Below are 16,011 nucleotides of genomic sequence, written 5' to 3'. Positions count from 1 at the left end.
GATTGGTCAGAAATCGGCTTGGTTCACAATTCGCGACGCTGATTTGGTAACGATGTTACAACATTGAACAATCGGCCGTCGGAATAGTTGAATTACGAGTTATTTCACGGCACCCACCATTTCCGGGACTGCGCCGGGGAATCCACACACACTCGGCTTGTCGCCGTTTCGCGGCTCGCCTCCGGTTTCGGTGACTGTAGCGCCCCGAGGTCTCGCTGGGGACACGAAGGGTGAGACGCCGCACAGCGAGGTATTTTCCGGGTAAAATATCTGCTGAGCTTCTCGCGTGTTCCCGCCCCCGCACATGCACCTTCGCCCGGTCGATCGCTCGGCCCGGATGTTGTGGCGCGCATGGCAGGTGCTCTCGTTGCACGGGGCATTCCGGATGCGCCCGGCCGCCGACACCTGGCGGCGGTCCGCGGTCAGTGGACTGATCGCACTCGGTGTTCCGGAGGCGTTACTGCTGGCCGCCGGACATCTGCCACTGGCGTTCTACACGTGCGCCGGCGGACTCTGCGCGCTCTACGGGCACGGCCTGCCCTATGCGGCGCGGGCTCGTGCCCTCGGGTGGGTGGTCTTCGGGATGACCGCGGGGGTGGGCATCGCGCTGACCACCGCGGCGCTGACCGAGTCCGCGGTGGTTCGGGTGCTGGTCCTGGCGCTGCTCGCGGGCCTGTGCAAGTTGATCTGCGATGCCTCCCGGATCGGCCCGCCCGGCAATGTCATCTTCACCTTCATCATTTCCGCCGCCGGATTCCTGCCGGTACGCCTGGTCGACGTACCGGCGCATCTCGAGCTCGTACTGTGCGGTGGCACCCTGGCGTGGGTGGTGTGCATGGCCCCCGCGCTGACGCGTCCGTACGCTCCCGAACGGTGCGCCGTCGCCCGCGCGCTGACCGCCACCGCTCGCCTGGCGCGGTTGCCGGCCGGCGATCCGGCCGCGGCCCGCGCCCGGTACGACGCCGCGGCGGCGAGCCATGCCGCCTGGCACACCGTCCGATCGGTTCGCTGTGATACCCCGCAGCGGGTCGCCGAGATCACCGCGCTGATCCGCCTCCTGGTTCGGGCCGAATCCCTGGCCGCCGCGGCGCAGCCCGACCCGTCGACGCCGGACCGGTCCGGATCGGCCACCGCTGCCGCGTCTTCCGAGCGCGCACTGCTGGTCGGCTCCGGTCATACCGACCCGCTCGATCGATCCGCCGAGGCCGATCGACTCATCGACTGGGCACGCCAACTGCGCCGGCGTGCTGCCGATCGTTCCGGCCGGACCTCGTCGAGGCTCGAGGTCGACTGCCTGGTCGCCGAACAGGACGAGATTCGCGGCATCGCGATGCAACGCGAGGCGGGGCGTGCGCCGAGCGGAATGCGCAGGGTGCTGAAGGCTTTCCGGCCGACCTCGCCCGGCTTCCCACTCGCGGTGCGTGTTTCGGTGGGTGCGGCTGCGGCCGGACTGCTGTCGGTCGCGCTGGGTGTGGATCGCCCGTACTGGGCGGTCATGACGGCCGCGGTGCTGATCGTCGCCAATACCGTGCTGTCCTGGCATCGCGCGGTGCAACGGCTGCTCGGCAACCTGATCGGGGTCGGGCTGTTCACCGTTCTGATCCCGCTGACCGCACAACCGGTTGCGCTGGTCGCCGTGGCACTGGTCTGTCAGCTCGTGGTCGAGGCGACGGTCTCCCGGAACTATTGGGTAGCGTCGGTATTCGTGACGCCGATGGCATTGGTGATGGTCGAGTTCGCCGGGACCCGGCCCGCCGGGCGGCTGGCTCTGGACCGTTGGCTCGATACCTGCGTGGGCGCGGCCGTGGCGGTGGTGATCTGTTTCGCCGTGCCCAACCGGCGCGCCTTCGATCGGGTGGCGTTGGCACTGCGCGAGCTCGACGCGGTGCTCGCCCGTGCCCGCGAGGCGATGAGTTCCGGGCGCGCGGATCATGACGTGCGCCGTCGGCTCGCGGCCGCGCTGGTGGAGGTGCGCGAGTCCGCCGACATCGCGGCGGGGGAGTGGTGGAGCACCGAGGTGCCCGAGGAGCGGATCGTCGCCTCCGAACGATCGGGACATCAAGTGCTGGCTCAACTTCCGGTCCGGCTGCCGGTGCTCGTCCGATGACCGAGGATGCGGTGGCGGGCGTGCTGCGCCAATGGGAGATCGTATATCCGGAGCTGAACTTCGGCCCGATCGCGGTGCTCGGTCGCCTCAACCGCTGCGCGGCACTTCTGCAACGGGTCGCCGATGCCCCACTGGGTACGGCGGAGTTGAGCCGCCCCGAATTCGACATCCTGACCGCGCTGCGCCGCATCGACGGTGAGGTGACGCCCGGTCGCCTGGCCCGGGAGACCTTCGCCTCACCGGCTGCGGTTACCAAACGGGTGCGCGGACTCGAGAAACGGGGCCTGGTCGACCGGCGCATCGATCAGCGCGATCGCCGGGTGGCCCACCTCGCGCTCACCGACACCGGTCGGGAGCTGATCGATCGCCTTTTCCCGCAACAGCTTTCCTACGAACATGCGCTGCTGTCCCGGCTGCCCGCAAGTGAACAGGGAGAGCTGGCGCGCATCCTCGGTGATCTGCTGCTCCTGCTCGAGGGGCAGCTGGGCAGTGTGGACTACTGAGCCGACCAGCCCGTGACCAGCCTGCGCTGGACACGGGGCGCCTGACTATCGATGGATGGATCTGTCCGGTCCCTGCTCCGCGATCCGGCAGGACTTGGAATACCGGGGGCGATCAGTGATTCGCCGCGAAGGACATAGCCTGGTCGAGCTGTGGGATATCCGCCGGAACCTGGGCTGCGGTAAGGGATTCCAGCGCCGCGTAGTAGGCGGCCTCGTATCCGGCGCCGAGTCCGTCCACCGAGAACCGCTCCACCACGTGACGTCGGCAGGCGACCGGATCGATGCGACCCACCTCGGCGATGGCGGCGGGCAACTCGGACGGGTCGTCGCAGATGATTCCGGTGACCCCGTTCTCGACGACTTCCTCCACCGCGCCGCCGCGCAGTGCCACGACCGGGGTGCCGCAGGCCATCGCCTCGATCATCACGATCCCGAACGGCTCCTCCCATCGGATCGGGAACAGCAGGCAGCGCGCCGAGGACAGCAGCAGCCGCTTGGCCACCGCATCGGCCTCACCGAATACGCAGTCGCGGTCGGTCAGCAGCGGGCGCACCGCGGAATTGAAATACTCCCGTTCGGGGGGTTCGTTCATCTTCGCCGCGAGTACCAGGGGAATATCGGCCGCGTGTGCGGCCTGCAGGGCCAGATCGGGGCCCTTGTAGGGGGCGTACCGACCCAGGAACAGGGCGAAATCCTGTTTTTCCAGCTGCAACGGCCATTCGCTCGGCCGCACCGCATTGTGCACCCGGCTCAACCAATTCAACCCGGGGGCAAGGGCCCGCTGCCGATCGCTGATCGCGATCAACTCCGCGGAGGTGCCCAGCGCCCGGTAGTAATCCTGTGGTTCACCGTCCACCGGGCCGTGCACGGTCACGACGGTGGGGATGCCCAGCGACGAATACATCGGCGCGTTCAAGGGCCCCGCGAAGGTGTGATCGTGCACGATATCAATGCGTTCGGTACGCGCCATTTCGGTGACGATGCGCCGGACCTTCAGCGCATGCAGTACCTCGGGAAAGGGATCGCCGAGACGCTCGGCCAGAATGTCGTCCCAGACCTTGACGAACCGCGCGCTGGTTCCCGATCGGCCCGCTCCGAGCAGCGTGACGTGATGTCCTCGGTCGGTCAATGCGTCCGTGAGCTGCGCTACCACCGCTTCGACGCCGCCGTAACCCGACGGTGGAACTTCGAAATACGGCGGTGCGACCATGACGATATTGAGCGGCGCGACGGACCGTCGGAATCCCACAATGCGTGAATCGGCATCGGACGGGATGGAACTCATGGTACTGCCTCCTCAACGTGTGAAGCTGCGACCAATCGGAACATCAGGTGGATATCGCGCTCACCTGGTGTTGGAGCTCTCGCTCCGGTAACGGGTGCGACCGCATTTCACCGGGCGCGACCCCAGGGTGAGACATACCCAGCATTCAGTCAGCTAATCATATGTCCGAAAATCTTACGGAAGTGCCCGAATTGCACCGGTAGAATGTGGCTCCTGCTCGCCGCTGGTAGATAAAGTGCGCATACTTAGACCTTCTTGTCCGTATATCGCATGACCAGTTCCGAAGGTTGAGCAAAGGCTTTCCTACTTCGGTCGCCCGACCGGAAAGCGGGGCGCCGAACCCGAGCTGGAGCCGTTACGAGACACGAGCCGGCACTACAGCCGTTTCACATCCGGTCACCCAATATCTTCTCATCCTTCGGTAAAGGGACGCAAGGGATCCTCAGGCGGACCGGCGCGATGATGCCGACGAGATGACCGCCGCGACCACGACATTGGCCGCCAAGGCGAACAGACCACCGTTGACGCCCCACAGCGGATCTCGCCCCGCGGCGTGCAGGGCGAGTACGACGACGGTGCCGACCAGCAGCCCCGTGGCCGCCCCGGCGGCGGTCAGACGTCGCCAATAGAGTCCGAACAACACCGCCGGCAGCAACTGCGCGATGCCCTCGTAGGACAGCACCGACAGATTCACCAGCAGTTTCGGATATCGCAGCGCACCGCCCAGGGCGATCGCGCCGGCGATCAGGCAGATCAGCCGCGACCATTCGCGTTGCCGGTCACCGGATCTGCTCGGTCCCGCGGCCGCGCTCCGGGCGGCGCCGGCCAGACCGCCGCCGAGAATCGTTCTGCCCCACAGTGTTCCGATCGACACCAGGAATACGCTCATCGGCACGATGGCCGACAGCGCACCCGCGATGCCGATGATCGCCACTGGAACGGGCGGCAGCGAATCGGTGACCAGCGTGAACAACGCAAGGTCCGGATCGGCCAGCTTCGGCGCGACGAACAGCGCGGCCGCGCCGATGAACATCGGGATCACCAGGAGCAGTTGATACCAGGGCAGCAGGATCGAATTGCGGCGCAGCGCGGTGGGACCGCTCGCCGACAGATATCCCGCGACGGTGGTGGGGAAGATGCAGATGGTTACGACGTTCAACACGATCGTCGAGACGAACCAGGCCGTGCCGAAGGTCCCGCCGCCGGCGCCCGGAAATGTGAGCCACTGTGGATGTTCGGTGACCAGCCGGTCCAGCAGATGTCCGGGCCCGCGGAAGTAGTGCCATGGCACGTAGACCGCCAGGAACACCACCGACAGCACGGCGAGCGCGTCCTTGAGCACGCTGACCCAGGCCGATCCGCGCAGTCCCGAGGCCAGGATGAACGCCTCGGCCACCGCGAACGACACGACGGCGGCCACCTTCAGGTCGATGGCTCCATAGGACATCGCGTGCACCACCACGCCCATCCCCTGAATCTGCAGTTGTACATAGGGAATCAGGAAGACCGTGCAGATCACCGCCACGACGACGCCCAGGGCTCGCGATCCGAACCGGAATTCGGCGATATCGGCGATCGACATCAGCCCGTGCCGGGCACAGTAGGTCCACAGCAGCGGCGCGACGAAGTAGGCGGCGACCAGGCCGGTGCTCAGGTAGGCGATCAGATAGAAGATCGGCACGCCGTATCGATACGACCAACCCGCCGCGCCCAGGAACGAGAAGCTCGTATAGGACTCGCCCGCCATCAGCAGCAGGACGAACAGCGTGCCGAGCCCGCGTCCGGACACCGACCACTCCGACATCGAGCGTTCCCGCCCGCGCCCGGACAGCACCCCGGTCGCGACGGCGATGACCATGGCGACGGCGAACAGCGAGACGGCCACCGCCGCGCGAGCACTCACTGCCGCACCGCGCCGCGATCCGGTTCCGGCGTGCGGCCCCCGAACTCGCTCATGCCTCCTCCGCCGGGGGCACGGGGCGGGATTGGTCGTCGGCGGGCACATATTCCGGTGTGCCCGCGCGGTATACCGGATCGAACCGGGCGACCAGGCCGACCAACGGTCCGGTCAGCACCGTTACGGCGAGGAGATAGACGACGAGGAAGGGGATCCCGGCGACCCGCGGCTCGATGCGGTTGGCCACGAAGGGGGCGAGGCAGTACAGCACGCCCGGCAGCGCCAGCAGCCACAGGATCTTGCCGCGTCCGCGCAGCGGGATGGGTTCGGGCGCGGTTGTGGACTCCGGCATGGTGTCGCCTCTCGGTACGGTCCGGCGATCGTCTCACCCACCTTGGCCGATGCCAGGCTCGCGCGCCAGCGGCCCGCACGTGTCCGCCGCGGCCGATGTTGCCGGCGAATCCGCCTCAGGACGCCCCGATCCGGACCGGAACCTCATGTTTGTATTGCGACATTCCGGCGAAAACTCCTCCCTCATAATGGCGTGGCGCCGGTTTTGCCGGACCGACGCCGGATAGTGTTGTGTCCGCACTGACCTGCCGGATATGGGCTGTTTGTCCTATTAGCTGGGAGGTCGCTGGAGACTTGTTCCGACACGATTCCGAGGCATATCAAGATCATCTGTATGAAGATCAAAATTGTTGCTACGCAACGTCGTTGAGTATGTGTAAGCTGACGGACAATCATGACCCACTACGAGGTGGGACGACCGGCGAGGCGGTGTCACAGTGAATGTCGACAGACTCCGGATACGCCGCGCGGCCTATGTTGCGACCGCGTTCGGTGTGCTGGCTCTGGTGGTAGCGGGTCCGCTTGACCGGTTGTTGCTGGGCACGTTCATCTGCGTCGGGCTCGGGTTGGGCTGGCTGAACGCTCAGCTCACCTGGAAGTTCATCACCCATCAGATTCGTTCGGAGACGCCCAGTAAGCAAGGGTTGCTGCTATCATCCGCGGTCCGGTTGTTCGGACTGACGGCACTGTCGATCCTGGTGGCCTACCTCGCCCGGCCGAACGGCATCGGAGTCTTCTTCGGCCTGGCCCTCTTCCAGGTCATCCTGGTTCTTCACACTGTCCTGCCCGAGTGGAAAGCGATGCGCCAGCTGTCATGACGATCCACGCTTCGTTGACCGGTATCCCGAGTTCGATCGCCCGGTCAGAACTCCCGCTTGCCGATTCCGGCGCCAAGATCAAAGTCGGCGAACACGCTGTAGCGCATTTCTGGGGCATGGACTTCAACGTCGACACCATCGTCTCGACGTCGGTCGCCGCGCTCATCGTGATCACGCTGGCCATCTTCCTGCGCGTCAAGCTGACATCCGGTGTACCCAACGGGGTTCAGCTGTTCTTCGAGACCATCACCGTGCAGATGCGCGATCAGGTGGAATCGGCCATCGGCCTGCGGGTCGCGCCGTTCGTCCTGCCGCTGGCGGTCACGCTGTTCACCTTCATCCTGCTGTCGAACTGGCTCTCGGTCCTGCCGGTCCAGTACGGCGAGGGTGAACTGGTGTCGCCGCCCGCCTCGGACGTCAACTTCGTCTATGCCCTGGCGCTGTTCGTATTCGTCTTCTACCAGGGCGCGGGTATCATGCGGCGCGGATTGGGCGGGCACTTCAAGGCGCTGCTGAAGGGCCACACCGGATGGGGTCCGATGGTGCTGATCAACATCATCGAAGAGATCGCCAAGCCGCTGTCGCTATCCCTGCGACTCTTCGGCAATATGTTCGCCGGCGGTGTGATGATCGCGGTGATCACGCTGTTCCCGGTGTGGATCAGCTGGGGCCCGAACGCAATCTGGAAAATGTTCGATCTGTTCGTCGGAGCGATTCAGGCGTTCATTTTCTCGCTGCTGACCGTACTCTACTTCAGCCAGTCGATGGCGTTGGAGCATGAAGACCACTGATCGGCGCCGCCGGTCGGAGTAACTGTTCGAGAACAGGAAGTGAAAATGGCAGATCCAGCAACCGCTCAGATCGTCCAGGGTGCCCTCATCGGTGGCGGCATCATCATGGCCGGTGGCGCCATCGGCGCCGGCATCGGTGACGGCCTGGCGGGTTCCGCGCTGATCAACGGTGTGACCCGGCAGCCCGAGGCCGAGGGCCGGTTGCGCGGTAACTTCTTCCTGACCGTTGGTCTGGTCGAGGCCGCGTACTTCATCAACCTCGCTTTCATGGCGTTGTTCGTATTCGCCACTCCCGGTAAGTAATACGTGATGTCTCCGCGAACCGATGTGGAGGCCGCTGGGAACTTCCTCATTCCCAACGGCACCTTCTTCGCCGAGCTGCTGATCTTCCTGATCGTGCTCGGAGTCATCTGGTTCTTCGTCGTTCCGCCGATCCGCAAGGTCCTGACGGAGCGTGAGGAGCGGGTCGATCAGACCTCGGCGAACAACAAAGAGGCCAAGGAAACGTTCGCCGAGGCACAGGCCAGATATGAGTCCGCGCTCGAGAAGGCACGCGCCGAGGCCGCCGATATCCGCAACGAGGCACGGGCCGAAGGACGGGCCATCCTCGAACAGTTGCGTGGCGAAGCGCAGCAGGAGGCGGACAACATCGTCGCGGAGTCCGCGGCGCAACTGCGAGCCGAGGCCGACCAGGTCGCCGCGGAACTGCGTGATGCGGTCGAGCCGCTGTCGCAGTCCCTGGCCGAACGTGTGGTCGGTCGCGACGGAGGGCACGCCGGCACAAGCTCCGGCCAGCGAAGAGGACGGGCTACTTCATGATCAATACGAGCGGTGTGCTCGCTGAGGGCCCCTATCACATCTCGTTCGACTGGCCCGTCTTCTTCAGTCAGCTGTTCGGCTTCGTGGTGATCATCTTCGTCTTCGTGAAGTGGATCCTGCCGCCGCTGCGACGGATGATGGCCAGGAGTCAGGACACCATCGCGCGCCAGCTCGAGGAGAGCAGCAAGGCGGCGGCCCGGCTCGAGGAGGCCAAGCGGTCCTACGACAACGCTCTGGCGGAGGCGCAGGTCGAACTCGAGCGGATGCGCAGCGATGCCCGTGCCGATGCCGACCACATCATCGCGCAGATGCGCGAGGCGGCGACCGCGGAGGTCGAGCGGGTGCGCAAACAGGGTCGCGACCAGGTCTCCCAGCTGCATCGTCAGCTTGTGCGTGATCTGCAGGCCGAACTCGTCACCAATATGCTCGACCGCACCGAAGAGCGGGTGCGTCAGCAGGTGGCGACCCTGCAGGCCAAGGCCGACAGCGTGGAGAACTTCCTGGAAGATCTCGAGGTGATGGCCAATGCGCACGCCTCACCGGCGGTCAAGCGCCGCGCTCAGTCCCGCTGGAACTGATACGCGGGAGTGATCGGTCACCGCACACACGACTGATCCACAGTGGGGCAGCCCGATTCGCGGCTGGGTCTGCTCCGACACAACAGAATCTCTCCATCGCGCAGCGGGCCCGGAACTACGGGCCCGCTGCGCTGTTCCGCCCTTTCCGCGACTTCGGCGTGCCGTCCGTGCGGATGCCGTGTTTCGGACCGGCGGTCGGGTAGCTGATCACCGCCGGGGCGTGCCCCCGGGGTGTTACCCATGTGCTGGCCAAATCAGTTGTCCCGCATCGAAATCGATCATTGATGCGTCAGCGGTCGAGCACGGCTCGAGTAGAGTCGGGATGCAATGTCAGCACGGTGATCTCACTGGGGGCGAACAGGCGCAGCTGCGGGCCCCAAAATCCGGTGCCGCGGCTGGTGTAGAGGCGGGTGTGCTCGCCGTGCAGGCTCAACCCGGCGACCACCGGTTGTTCGAGCCTGACCAGATAGTGGAACGGCCAGATCTGGCCGCCGTGCGTATGTCCGGAGATCTGCAGAGCCACACTGGCTTTCACGGCATCGGCCACCTGCCTGGGCTGATGGGCGAGCAGGACGACCGGCAGCCGCGGATCGGCCCCGGCGAGGGCAGCGGGCAGGTCCGGTCCGTGTCCGGCCAGGCCGGTACCGGTGGGATCGTCGATACCCGCCATGACCAGACTGTCGCCGCCGTGGGTGATGATCTCGTGCTGATTACGCAACGGCTGCCAGCCGAGCGAGGCCATATGGTCGAGCCAACCCGGTGCGTCGCCGAAATATTCGTGATTGCCGGTGATGTAGAACCGGCCCAGCCGCGCATCGACCTTGCCCAGCGTGTCGACCTGCGGATGCCGCTTCGCCACCGAGCCGTCCGCCAGATCGCCCGCGTGACAGGCGATATCGGGTTGCAGCGCGTTGACGACCTCGACCACGCGCTCCGACCAGCGCAGCCGGTTCAGCGCCGCATAATGGGTATCGGTGAGCACCACCAGCCGCAGTCCGTCCAGACCCGGCCCGAGCCCGTGGATCGGCACATCGACCTCGCGCACCCGCGGCACCCGCCGTGCCTCGCGGATACTCCACGCCACCAGTACCGCCGACACCGCGAGCACACCCACCGCGACGATCCGCGAACGCGCCGGATCGTGCACCCCGCCCAGGGCGAGCGCCAGCCCGGCGACATTTCCGATCACCGACCAGGTGAAGAAGATCCACATCACCCCGAGCAGGGTGTCGCCCACGATCGACCCGAAATCGGATGCCGCGGGGCCGTGCCCGAGGTACATCCCCGCGGGCAGAGCGAGATAACCGAGCAGGAATACCGCCGTGCCGACCCAGAACGCGGCACCGGTCGTGACCGCCCCGATCACCGTCCACCACGGCAGTGCAAACAGGATCGCGGGAATCCCCAGAAACAGGATCAGGCGCGGAATGTATTTCACCAGGGTCGTCCTCGTCCGTGTGAGCGCAGGGCACCACACCCGGCCCAACCGACCATACCCGGAACGAACGCCCCTTTTCGCGGGTGGAGATTCCGGTGGGTTCGACGAGCAGTTGTCTCCGGCGGCGGGGCTGGGCGCGGGAGGTGAAATCGGTTTCCCGCTGGCGGAAGTAGTCATAGGGTCGCGGTATGACATCGGATCCTGTTGCCGACCTCGGGCGGGCCTTCGAGGCGGTGGGTGAGCTGATCGCGCGAATCGGGCCGGAGCAGTGGAATGCGCCGACGCCCTGTACCCAATGGACCGTGCGAGATGTGGTCGGGCATCTGGTCGGGTTGAACCTCGTGTTCACAGCATTGCTGCAGGGTGGTGCGATGCCGGACCACCATGATGATCATCTGGGCGCGGATCCGCTCGGGGCCTACCGGGCCTCCGCCGCGGCGGTGATGGCGGCGTTCGCCACCCCGGGCGTGCTGGACATGACTTTCTCCGGTCCGCTGGGCGATGCCACCGGTGCCGGGCGGTTGCGAATCCGGATGGCGGATCTGCTGACGCACGGCTGGGATCTGGCGCGCGCCACCGGTATTCGGGCCGATCTGCCCGAGGATCTGGTCGAGGAGTCGCTGGCGTACATCAGGCGACAGATGGCCGAGCATTCACGCGCCGGGCGTTTCGATGACGAACAGCCCGTCGCCGAGGACGCTCCTGTCCTCGACAAACTCGCCGCGTTCACCGGCCGCGTCGTCTGAGATTCTCGGTATCGGGGGCGGACCGGGCGCGTCCTGTCGCATGCTGGATGAAGAACCTGTACCTGTAGATGAGGTTCGCTCAGGGGTGGCTTTCTGCGAGGAGTACCGATGCCGACACGGTGGTTTCGCTGGCTCGTTTCGATTATGGGGATCGTCCTCGTGGGCGGACTCGTCGCGGGTCCTGCCCATGCGCAGAATCCGCTCGACCGGTTCTACCAGCAGCGGCTGGATTGGCAGCCTTGTCACGACGATGAACTCGACGCCGCAGGTGCGGAGTGCGCGAGGGTTCTGGTCCCGCTGAATTACAGCCACCCCGACGGGCGGACGCTCCACATCGCGATCTCCCGGATCGCGGCGACCGATCCGGAGCGCCGGCGCGGGGTGCTGCTGTCCAATCCCGGCGGCCCCGGCGGCCCGGGCCTACGCACCATGACGGGTGTGCGCAAGGTGATGAGCGCGGATGTGCGGGCACAATACGACCTGATCGGAATGGACCCGCGCGGTATCGGGCGATCGGATCCGGTGAACTGCGCGATACCACTGCCGACCATGCTGTTCTCGGCCGGATTCGATGTGTTCGGCTATGCCCGCGACACCGTGCTGGCCGGCGCGCTGGCCGCGTCCTGCCTGGCCGGGGACATCGACAAACTCCGCAACATCACCACGCGGAATACCGCCCGCGATATGGACGTCATCCGGGGTGCGCTCGGCGTCGGCAAGATCAGCTACTACGGCGCTTCCTACGGCACCTACCTGGGTGCGGTGTATACCCAGATGTTCCCGGCGGCCAGCGACCGGATCGTGTTGGACAGCGCCGTGGATCCCGACCGCTACTGGGTCGGATTGTTCCAGGACATGGGCCCGATCAACGAGTACGCGCTGGACGACTGGGCGGCGTGGGCCGCGCGGCACGACGATCGGTACCATCTCGGCGCGACACCGCGGCAGGTACGCGCATTCGTGGAGAACGTGATCCGGCGTGCGGCAAAGCATCCGGTGGTCAGCATCGGCTCCGGTTATCTGATCGACGAGCACACCGTGCCGGTGATGCTGCTCGCGCTGCTGTCCAACCCCAAGATGAACGCGAATCTGGCCGACGTCGTGCGGATGTTGTCGGACGGCGTCGACGGAAAACCGCTGGACGTGGCGAAACTCAAAGCCAAGATCAGCGCCGCGGTCCCGCTCGAGGCGTCCGGAATGGCCGCGGTGATGTGCGACGATCGGGCCGCACCCCGGGACCCGGCCTGGTACTACCGCAATATCGAGGCCGCTCGGTTAACCCAGCCGGTATTCGGCGCGTTCGCCAACAACATCACTGCGTGCGCATACTGGCCCGGCCCACTGGAAGCCCCGACCCGGGTGCGCAACGCGGTGCCCGCGCTGATTCTGGCCGTGGTCCACGACACCCGCACCGCCTATTCGGAAGGTCTTGCGCTGCATCGTGATCTGTCGGCCTCGCGTCTGATCACCCTGGCCGACACCAGGATTCACGGTTCCTTCCGGGTCGGTCTGAGCCCCTGCCTGAACGACCGCGTCAACACCTACCTCGCCACCGGAGCCCTCCCTGTCGGCGACGTCACCTGCGAACCCGATCCGGAGTACTTCCCGATGTAATCGCGGCGGGCCATGACGGGCCCGCTGGACCGCGAGTCCCCACCGTGGTCGCGAAAGTTCAGCGTCGCGCTGCGGCCGTCGGGATGCGGTCATCCGGTGATCCAACCGATCGCCGCGGCCGCTGAGACCGCGGTGCTGCCGGTATGTGAGATCGCGGGCCGCGCGTGGGCGAGTCCTGGCACCGGAGCTCGCGATGTATCGCCATGGGCATGGCCGTGCGGGCATCATGGGTGCGAGGCAGTCGCGCGGACTAGGAACGAATTGGCGTGAGAGAGAAGAACGATCGCTGGCGGGAGGCGCCGGGCGGATCGGGTGAGGACTTCGACTCGGCTGGTCCGGTGCCAGGGGGAACGGTGGCAGAGCGTACCGGGAAGAGTGGGCGGCACGCGTGGGAAGAGTCCGGCCCGGTAACCCGGCCGGGGGATCAGCGCGAGTCTGGCGGGAAGGATGCCACGGGAAAAGGTGATTCGAATCCATCTGGGGGACAGGAAGGTTCAGATGCCCGTCTCGGGGGTGGCGCCCCGCCGGGCGAGGGACGTCGAGAGGCTGCCGTATCCGGCCCTGGCGGGGTGATGCCTGCGGGGCGGGCGGGCAGTACGGGGCCGCTGGGTGGCAGGGCAGTTATGCGTTCGCGGGAGTGCGGCAACCAGGCGATCAGGAGCCGGTAGCCGAATCGCGCTCGGGTGCAGGGCAGTTCGAGGATCAGATAGCGACCGAGCGGGCGCTGCCCGGTGTTCGGGGATCCGGGGAATCACGCGAGCGGGCTGTGCCGCAGTCGAATTCCGGAGCGGTGAGCCGGCGCGGGAATCGGATCGGGATCGCCGTCGTGATCGGCGTGGTATCGGCGGTGGCGGTGGCTGTCGCGATCACGGTGTCGACCCGGTCGCCGGATCAGGCGGCATCTCCCGCATCGAGTGCACCGTCCTCGCAGGTCGTGCAGACCGCCAGTGCAGACGCCACGACGACCGAGGCCGTCGTCCGCGGATATCAGGGAGTTGCGGTGCCGTTCTTCGGGATCGGCTACGACGTGCCGACCGGGTGGGTCATCGAACCCGCGCGCACCACCTGGACGATCGGCGGCTTCACGGGGCGCGGTCAGGCAGACGAAGGTGCGCACTACTGCCCGGGGTCCGGGTTCCGGGCGGTGGCCACCCTCACCGATTCCGGACAGGGCGATCCGGCCCAGGCGGCGACGGCGGTCGGCACCACCGCGGCGCAGACCAGTTACGACGGTTCGGGTGGTGGAAACGCGTCACCGGCCGTCGCGCTGACCACCCGCAGCGGAATCACCGGGCAGTACGTGGAGACGTCGGGGAACTGGATGCCCGGCCGACCGGGTTGCAGCACAACGAAATTCTCGGTGTACACTTTCGCCTTCCTCGGCCGGTCGGGTGCGGTACTGGTCCTGGCCATCCTCGCGGACCGGGGCACGGCGGGGGAGCTGACTCCCGTCCAGGCACGCGAAATCCTCACCAGCGTGCGCGAACTACGCTGACCGGGTTCACAGGCCGAGCCCTCGGGCCAATGTGGGCCAGGATTGCCTCAGCGCGTCCTGCCAGTAGCCCCAGGAATGCGTGCCGGTGGCGGTGTAGTCGACCGCGACCGGGATGCCGAGCTGGTTCAGGCGATTCTGCAGATTGTGCGTGCAGGCATTGGTTCCCGCCTCGAGCAGGCCGCCGACCAGGAGCTGATTCGCCAGCGACGCCGGACCGGGATGCAATAGGAATGGGCTGTTCAGGGTGTCGTATGGGCCGGGTAGACCGCTGCCCGAGGACAGGAACAGGTTGATCCCGCGCAAGCGGTCGGCATGGACGAACGGATCGTTCGCCGCCCATAGCGGACTCGAATCCGGGCCCCACATATTGGCGGGATCGCCGTCGCCCCAGACCGATACGGCCGTCTTCACCACCTCACGTCCGAGTGGGTCGCTGGTCTGCGCGCAGCCGCTGTAGGAGGCGACGCTGCGGTAGAGGCCGGGCTGAGCGATGGCCAGGGCGAGCACCGAGGTGCCCGCCATCGACAGACCCGCGATCGCGTGAACGCCGTCGGTGCCCAGTGCCGCGTCGATCAGCGGTGGCAGCTCCCGGGTGAAGAAGGTCGTCCATTTGTTGCGGCCCAGTACGGGATCGTCCTTCAGCCAATCCGTGTAATAGCTCCACGCGCCGCCGATCGGCTCGATGACGTTGACGTTCTTATCGGCTAGATAGGGCAGCGCGTCGGTATTGCGCTGCCAGGTCGCCGCATCCTCGCCGCCGCCCGCACCATTGAGCAGATACAGCACCGGCCGGGGAGCCGAGGTATCGCGGGGGCGCTGCACCTCGACGGTGATGTCCTGATTCATCGCCGCCGAATGCACGCGCAGAGTCAGGTGGCGGGTGTCGCGAATGTAGTACGCGCTGATCTTCGACCCGTCGGCCGCGGTCGGGGAGGCCAGCAGATGTTTGCCGGCGATGATCGGATCGGCCGAGCCGGCCCCCGCACCCGAGGCTGCCGACAGTGTGGTGAGAACAGCGGTGGCCGCGGCCGCCGTGACGGTGCGGATCCTCGATCGGCGACGCAACGTGAAACCCCTGGGTGCTCAGCGTGATTCGGGTGATGTCGTAGAAGATATCGTCCGACGCGGGTACGGCATTACCGAATCGTCGCCGGAGGCTCGCACAGGCGGTAACGGCGGCGTGTGGATATCTCTGCGAAAACGACTGAGCCCCGGCGAATTCGCCGGGGCTCAGCTGTGGAAATCCCGGATCAGAACAGGCCCGCGAGCGAGGAGTCGCGGGACTGCAGGTCGGAGTTGCCGGTGTGCACGAGCTGAGCCGCACCCTGCAGGGTGGTGTTCAGCTGCATGATGTTCTGGTTCCACTGGGACTGCAGCTGCGCGAACGCGTCGTTCGCGTCACCCTGCCAGTGGTTGGTGACGAAGTCGGTGACCTGCTTGTGGAAATCCTCCAGGTCGGACATCAGGTTGCGGGCGCGGCTGATGAACGCGTCGGCACCTGCGGCGACATCGCCGAAGTTAGCGGAAATCCGCGAGGGATCGTTGGCGGCCATGAATTGCTCCTTATGA

The 16,011-nt window shown here is 66.2% G+C and carries 16 protein-coding genes; 10 read left to right on the top strand and 6 right to left on the bottom strand.

From position 1 onward, the window contains the following. The first annotated feature begins 367 nt into the window (after positions 1-367). The gene (locus tag NV1_RS05930) at positions 368-2,107 is read left to right on the top strand and encodes an FUSC family protein (protein WP_218026921.1); all 1,740 of its coding nucleotides are present in this window, start codon (positions 368-370) and stop codon (positions 2,105-2,107) included. After that, positions 2,104-2,610: a MarR family winged helix-turn-helix transcriptional regulator gene (locus NV1_RS05925; RefSeq protein ID WP_067886266.1), complete on the top strand. Its 507-nt coding sequence runs from the start codon at positions 2,104-2,106 to the stop codon at positions 2,608-2,610. The genes NV1_RS05930 and NV1_RS05925 overlap by 4 nt, the downstream gene beginning before the upstream one ends. A gap of 112 nt (positions 2,611-2,722) precedes the next feature. On the opposite strand, the gene NV1_RS05920 is transcribed toward NV1_RS05925, so the two are convergent. From NV1_RS05920 to NV1_RS05910, 3 genes are all read right to left on the bottom strand, one after another. Continuing rightward, positions 2,723-3,895, bottom strand: a complete 1,173-nt coding sequence (locus NV1_RS05920; protein ID WP_067886263.1) for a glycosyltransferase family 4 protein — start codon at positions 3,893-3,895, stop codon at positions 2,723-2,725. Positions 3,896-4,337: 442 nt separating this feature from the next. Continuing rightward, on the bottom strand, positions 4,338-5,798 hold the full coding sequence (locus tag NV1_RS05915; RefSeq protein WP_067886261.1) for a sodium:solute symporter family protein: 1,461 nt from the start codon (positions 5,796-5,798) through the stop codon (positions 4,338-4,340). A gap of 49 nt (positions 5,799-5,847) precedes the next feature. Next, positions 5,848-6,144, bottom strand: coding sequence for a DUF3311 domain-containing protein (locus NV1_RS05910; RefSeq protein ID WP_067886260.1), 297 nt, complete (start codon positions 6,142-6,144; stop codon positions 5,848-5,850). 436 nt (positions 6,145-6,580) lie between these two features. On the opposite strand from NV1_RS05910, the gene NV1_RS05905 reads away from it, so the two are divergent. The 5 genes from NV1_RS05905 (at position 6,581) to NV1_RS05885 (ending at position 9,149) form a co-directional block, all read left to right on the top strand. Next, entirely contained in the window at positions 6,581-6,961 is a 381-nt protein-coding gene (locus NV1_RS05905; protein WP_067886257.1) for a hypothetical protein, read from the top strand. A 116-nt stretch (positions 6,962-7,077) separates the two neighbouring features. After that, entirely contained in the window at positions 7,078-7,752 is a 675-nt protein-coding gene (atpB, locus tag NV1_RS05900; protein WP_245713597.1) for a F0F1 ATP synthase subunit A, read from the top strand. Between the two features lie 45 nt (positions 7,753-7,797). Then, entirely contained in the window at positions 7,798-8,055 is a 258-nt protein-coding gene (locus NV1_RS05895; RefSeq protein WP_040819136.1) for a F0F1 ATP synthase subunit C, read from the top strand. Between the two features lie 6 nt (positions 8,056-8,061). Continuing rightward, positions 8,062-8,571: a F0F1 ATP synthase subunit B gene (locus NV1_RS05890; RefSeq protein ID WP_067886253.1), complete on the top strand. Its 510-nt coding sequence runs from the start codon at positions 8,062-8,064 to the stop codon at positions 8,569-8,571. Then, positions 8,568-9,149, top strand: coding sequence for a F0F1 ATP synthase subunit B family protein (locus NV1_RS05885; RefSeq protein WP_067886251.1), 582 nt, complete (start codon positions 8,568-8,570; stop codon positions 9,147-9,149). Before NV1_RS05890 ends, NV1_RS05885 begins: the two co-directional genes overlap by 4 nt. Positions 9,150-9,438: 289 nt before the next feature. Here the strand turns inward: NV1_RS05885 and NV1_RS05880 are convergent, their stop codons facing one another. Continuing rightward, entirely contained in the window at positions 9,439-10,587 is a 1,149-nt protein-coding gene (locus NV1_RS05880; RefSeq protein WP_218026920.1) for a metallophosphoesterase, read from the bottom strand. Positions 10,588-10,775: 188 nt separating this feature from the next. Here NV1_RS05880 and NV1_RS05875 point away from each other — a divergent pair, with 188 nt between their 5' ends. The 3 genes from NV1_RS05875 (at position 10,776) to NV1_RS05865 (ending at position 14,442) form a co-directional block, all read left to right on the top strand. Next, a complete protein-coding gene (locus NV1_RS05875; protein ID WP_067886249.1) occupies positions 10,776-11,333 on the top strand; it encodes a TIGR03086 family metal-binding protein in 558 nt (185 codons plus the stop codon). Positions 11,334-11,441: 108 nt separating this feature from the next. After that, positions 11,442-12,947 carry an alpha/beta fold hydrolase gene (locus NV1_RS05870; protein ID WP_067886247.1) on the top strand — a complete coding sequence of 502 codons (1,506 nt, stop codon included), beginning with the start codon at positions 11,442-11,444 and terminating at the stop codon, positions 12,945-12,947. An 826-nt stretch (positions 12,948-13,773) separates the two neighbouring features. Continuing rightward, the gene (locus tag NV1_RS05865; RefSeq protein WP_157116599.1) at positions 13,774-14,442 is read left to right on the top strand and encodes a DUF8017 domain-containing protein; all 669 of its coding nucleotides are present in this window, start codon (positions 13,774-13,776) and stop codon (positions 14,440-14,442) included. Between the two features lie 6 nt (positions 14,443-14,448). On the opposite strand, the gene NV1_RS05860 is transcribed toward NV1_RS05865, so the two are convergent. Further along, positions 14,449-15,507 (bottom strand): alpha/beta hydrolase, encoded by a 1,059-nt coding sequence (locus NV1_RS05860; RefSeq protein ID WP_084525116.1) that lies wholly within the window; start codon positions 15,505-15,507, stop codon positions 14,449-14,451. A gap of 185 nt (positions 15,508-15,692) precedes the next feature. Beyond that, positions 15,693-15,995: a WXG100 family type VII secretion target gene (locus tag NV1_RS05855; RefSeq protein WP_067886243.1), complete on the bottom strand. Its 303-nt coding sequence runs from the start codon at positions 15,993-15,995 to the stop codon at positions 15,693-15,695. Positions 15,996-16,011 lie beyond the last annotated feature (16 nt).

The organism is Nocardia vaccinii NBRC 15922, from assembly GCF_001613305.1.
GTDB lineage: Bacteria > Actinomycetota > Actinomycetes > Mycobacteriales > Mycobacteriaceae > Nocardia > Nocardia vaccinii.
Note: the sequence above shows the minus strand (reverse complement) of the source record. Positions and strands in the feature narration are given on the sequence as shown.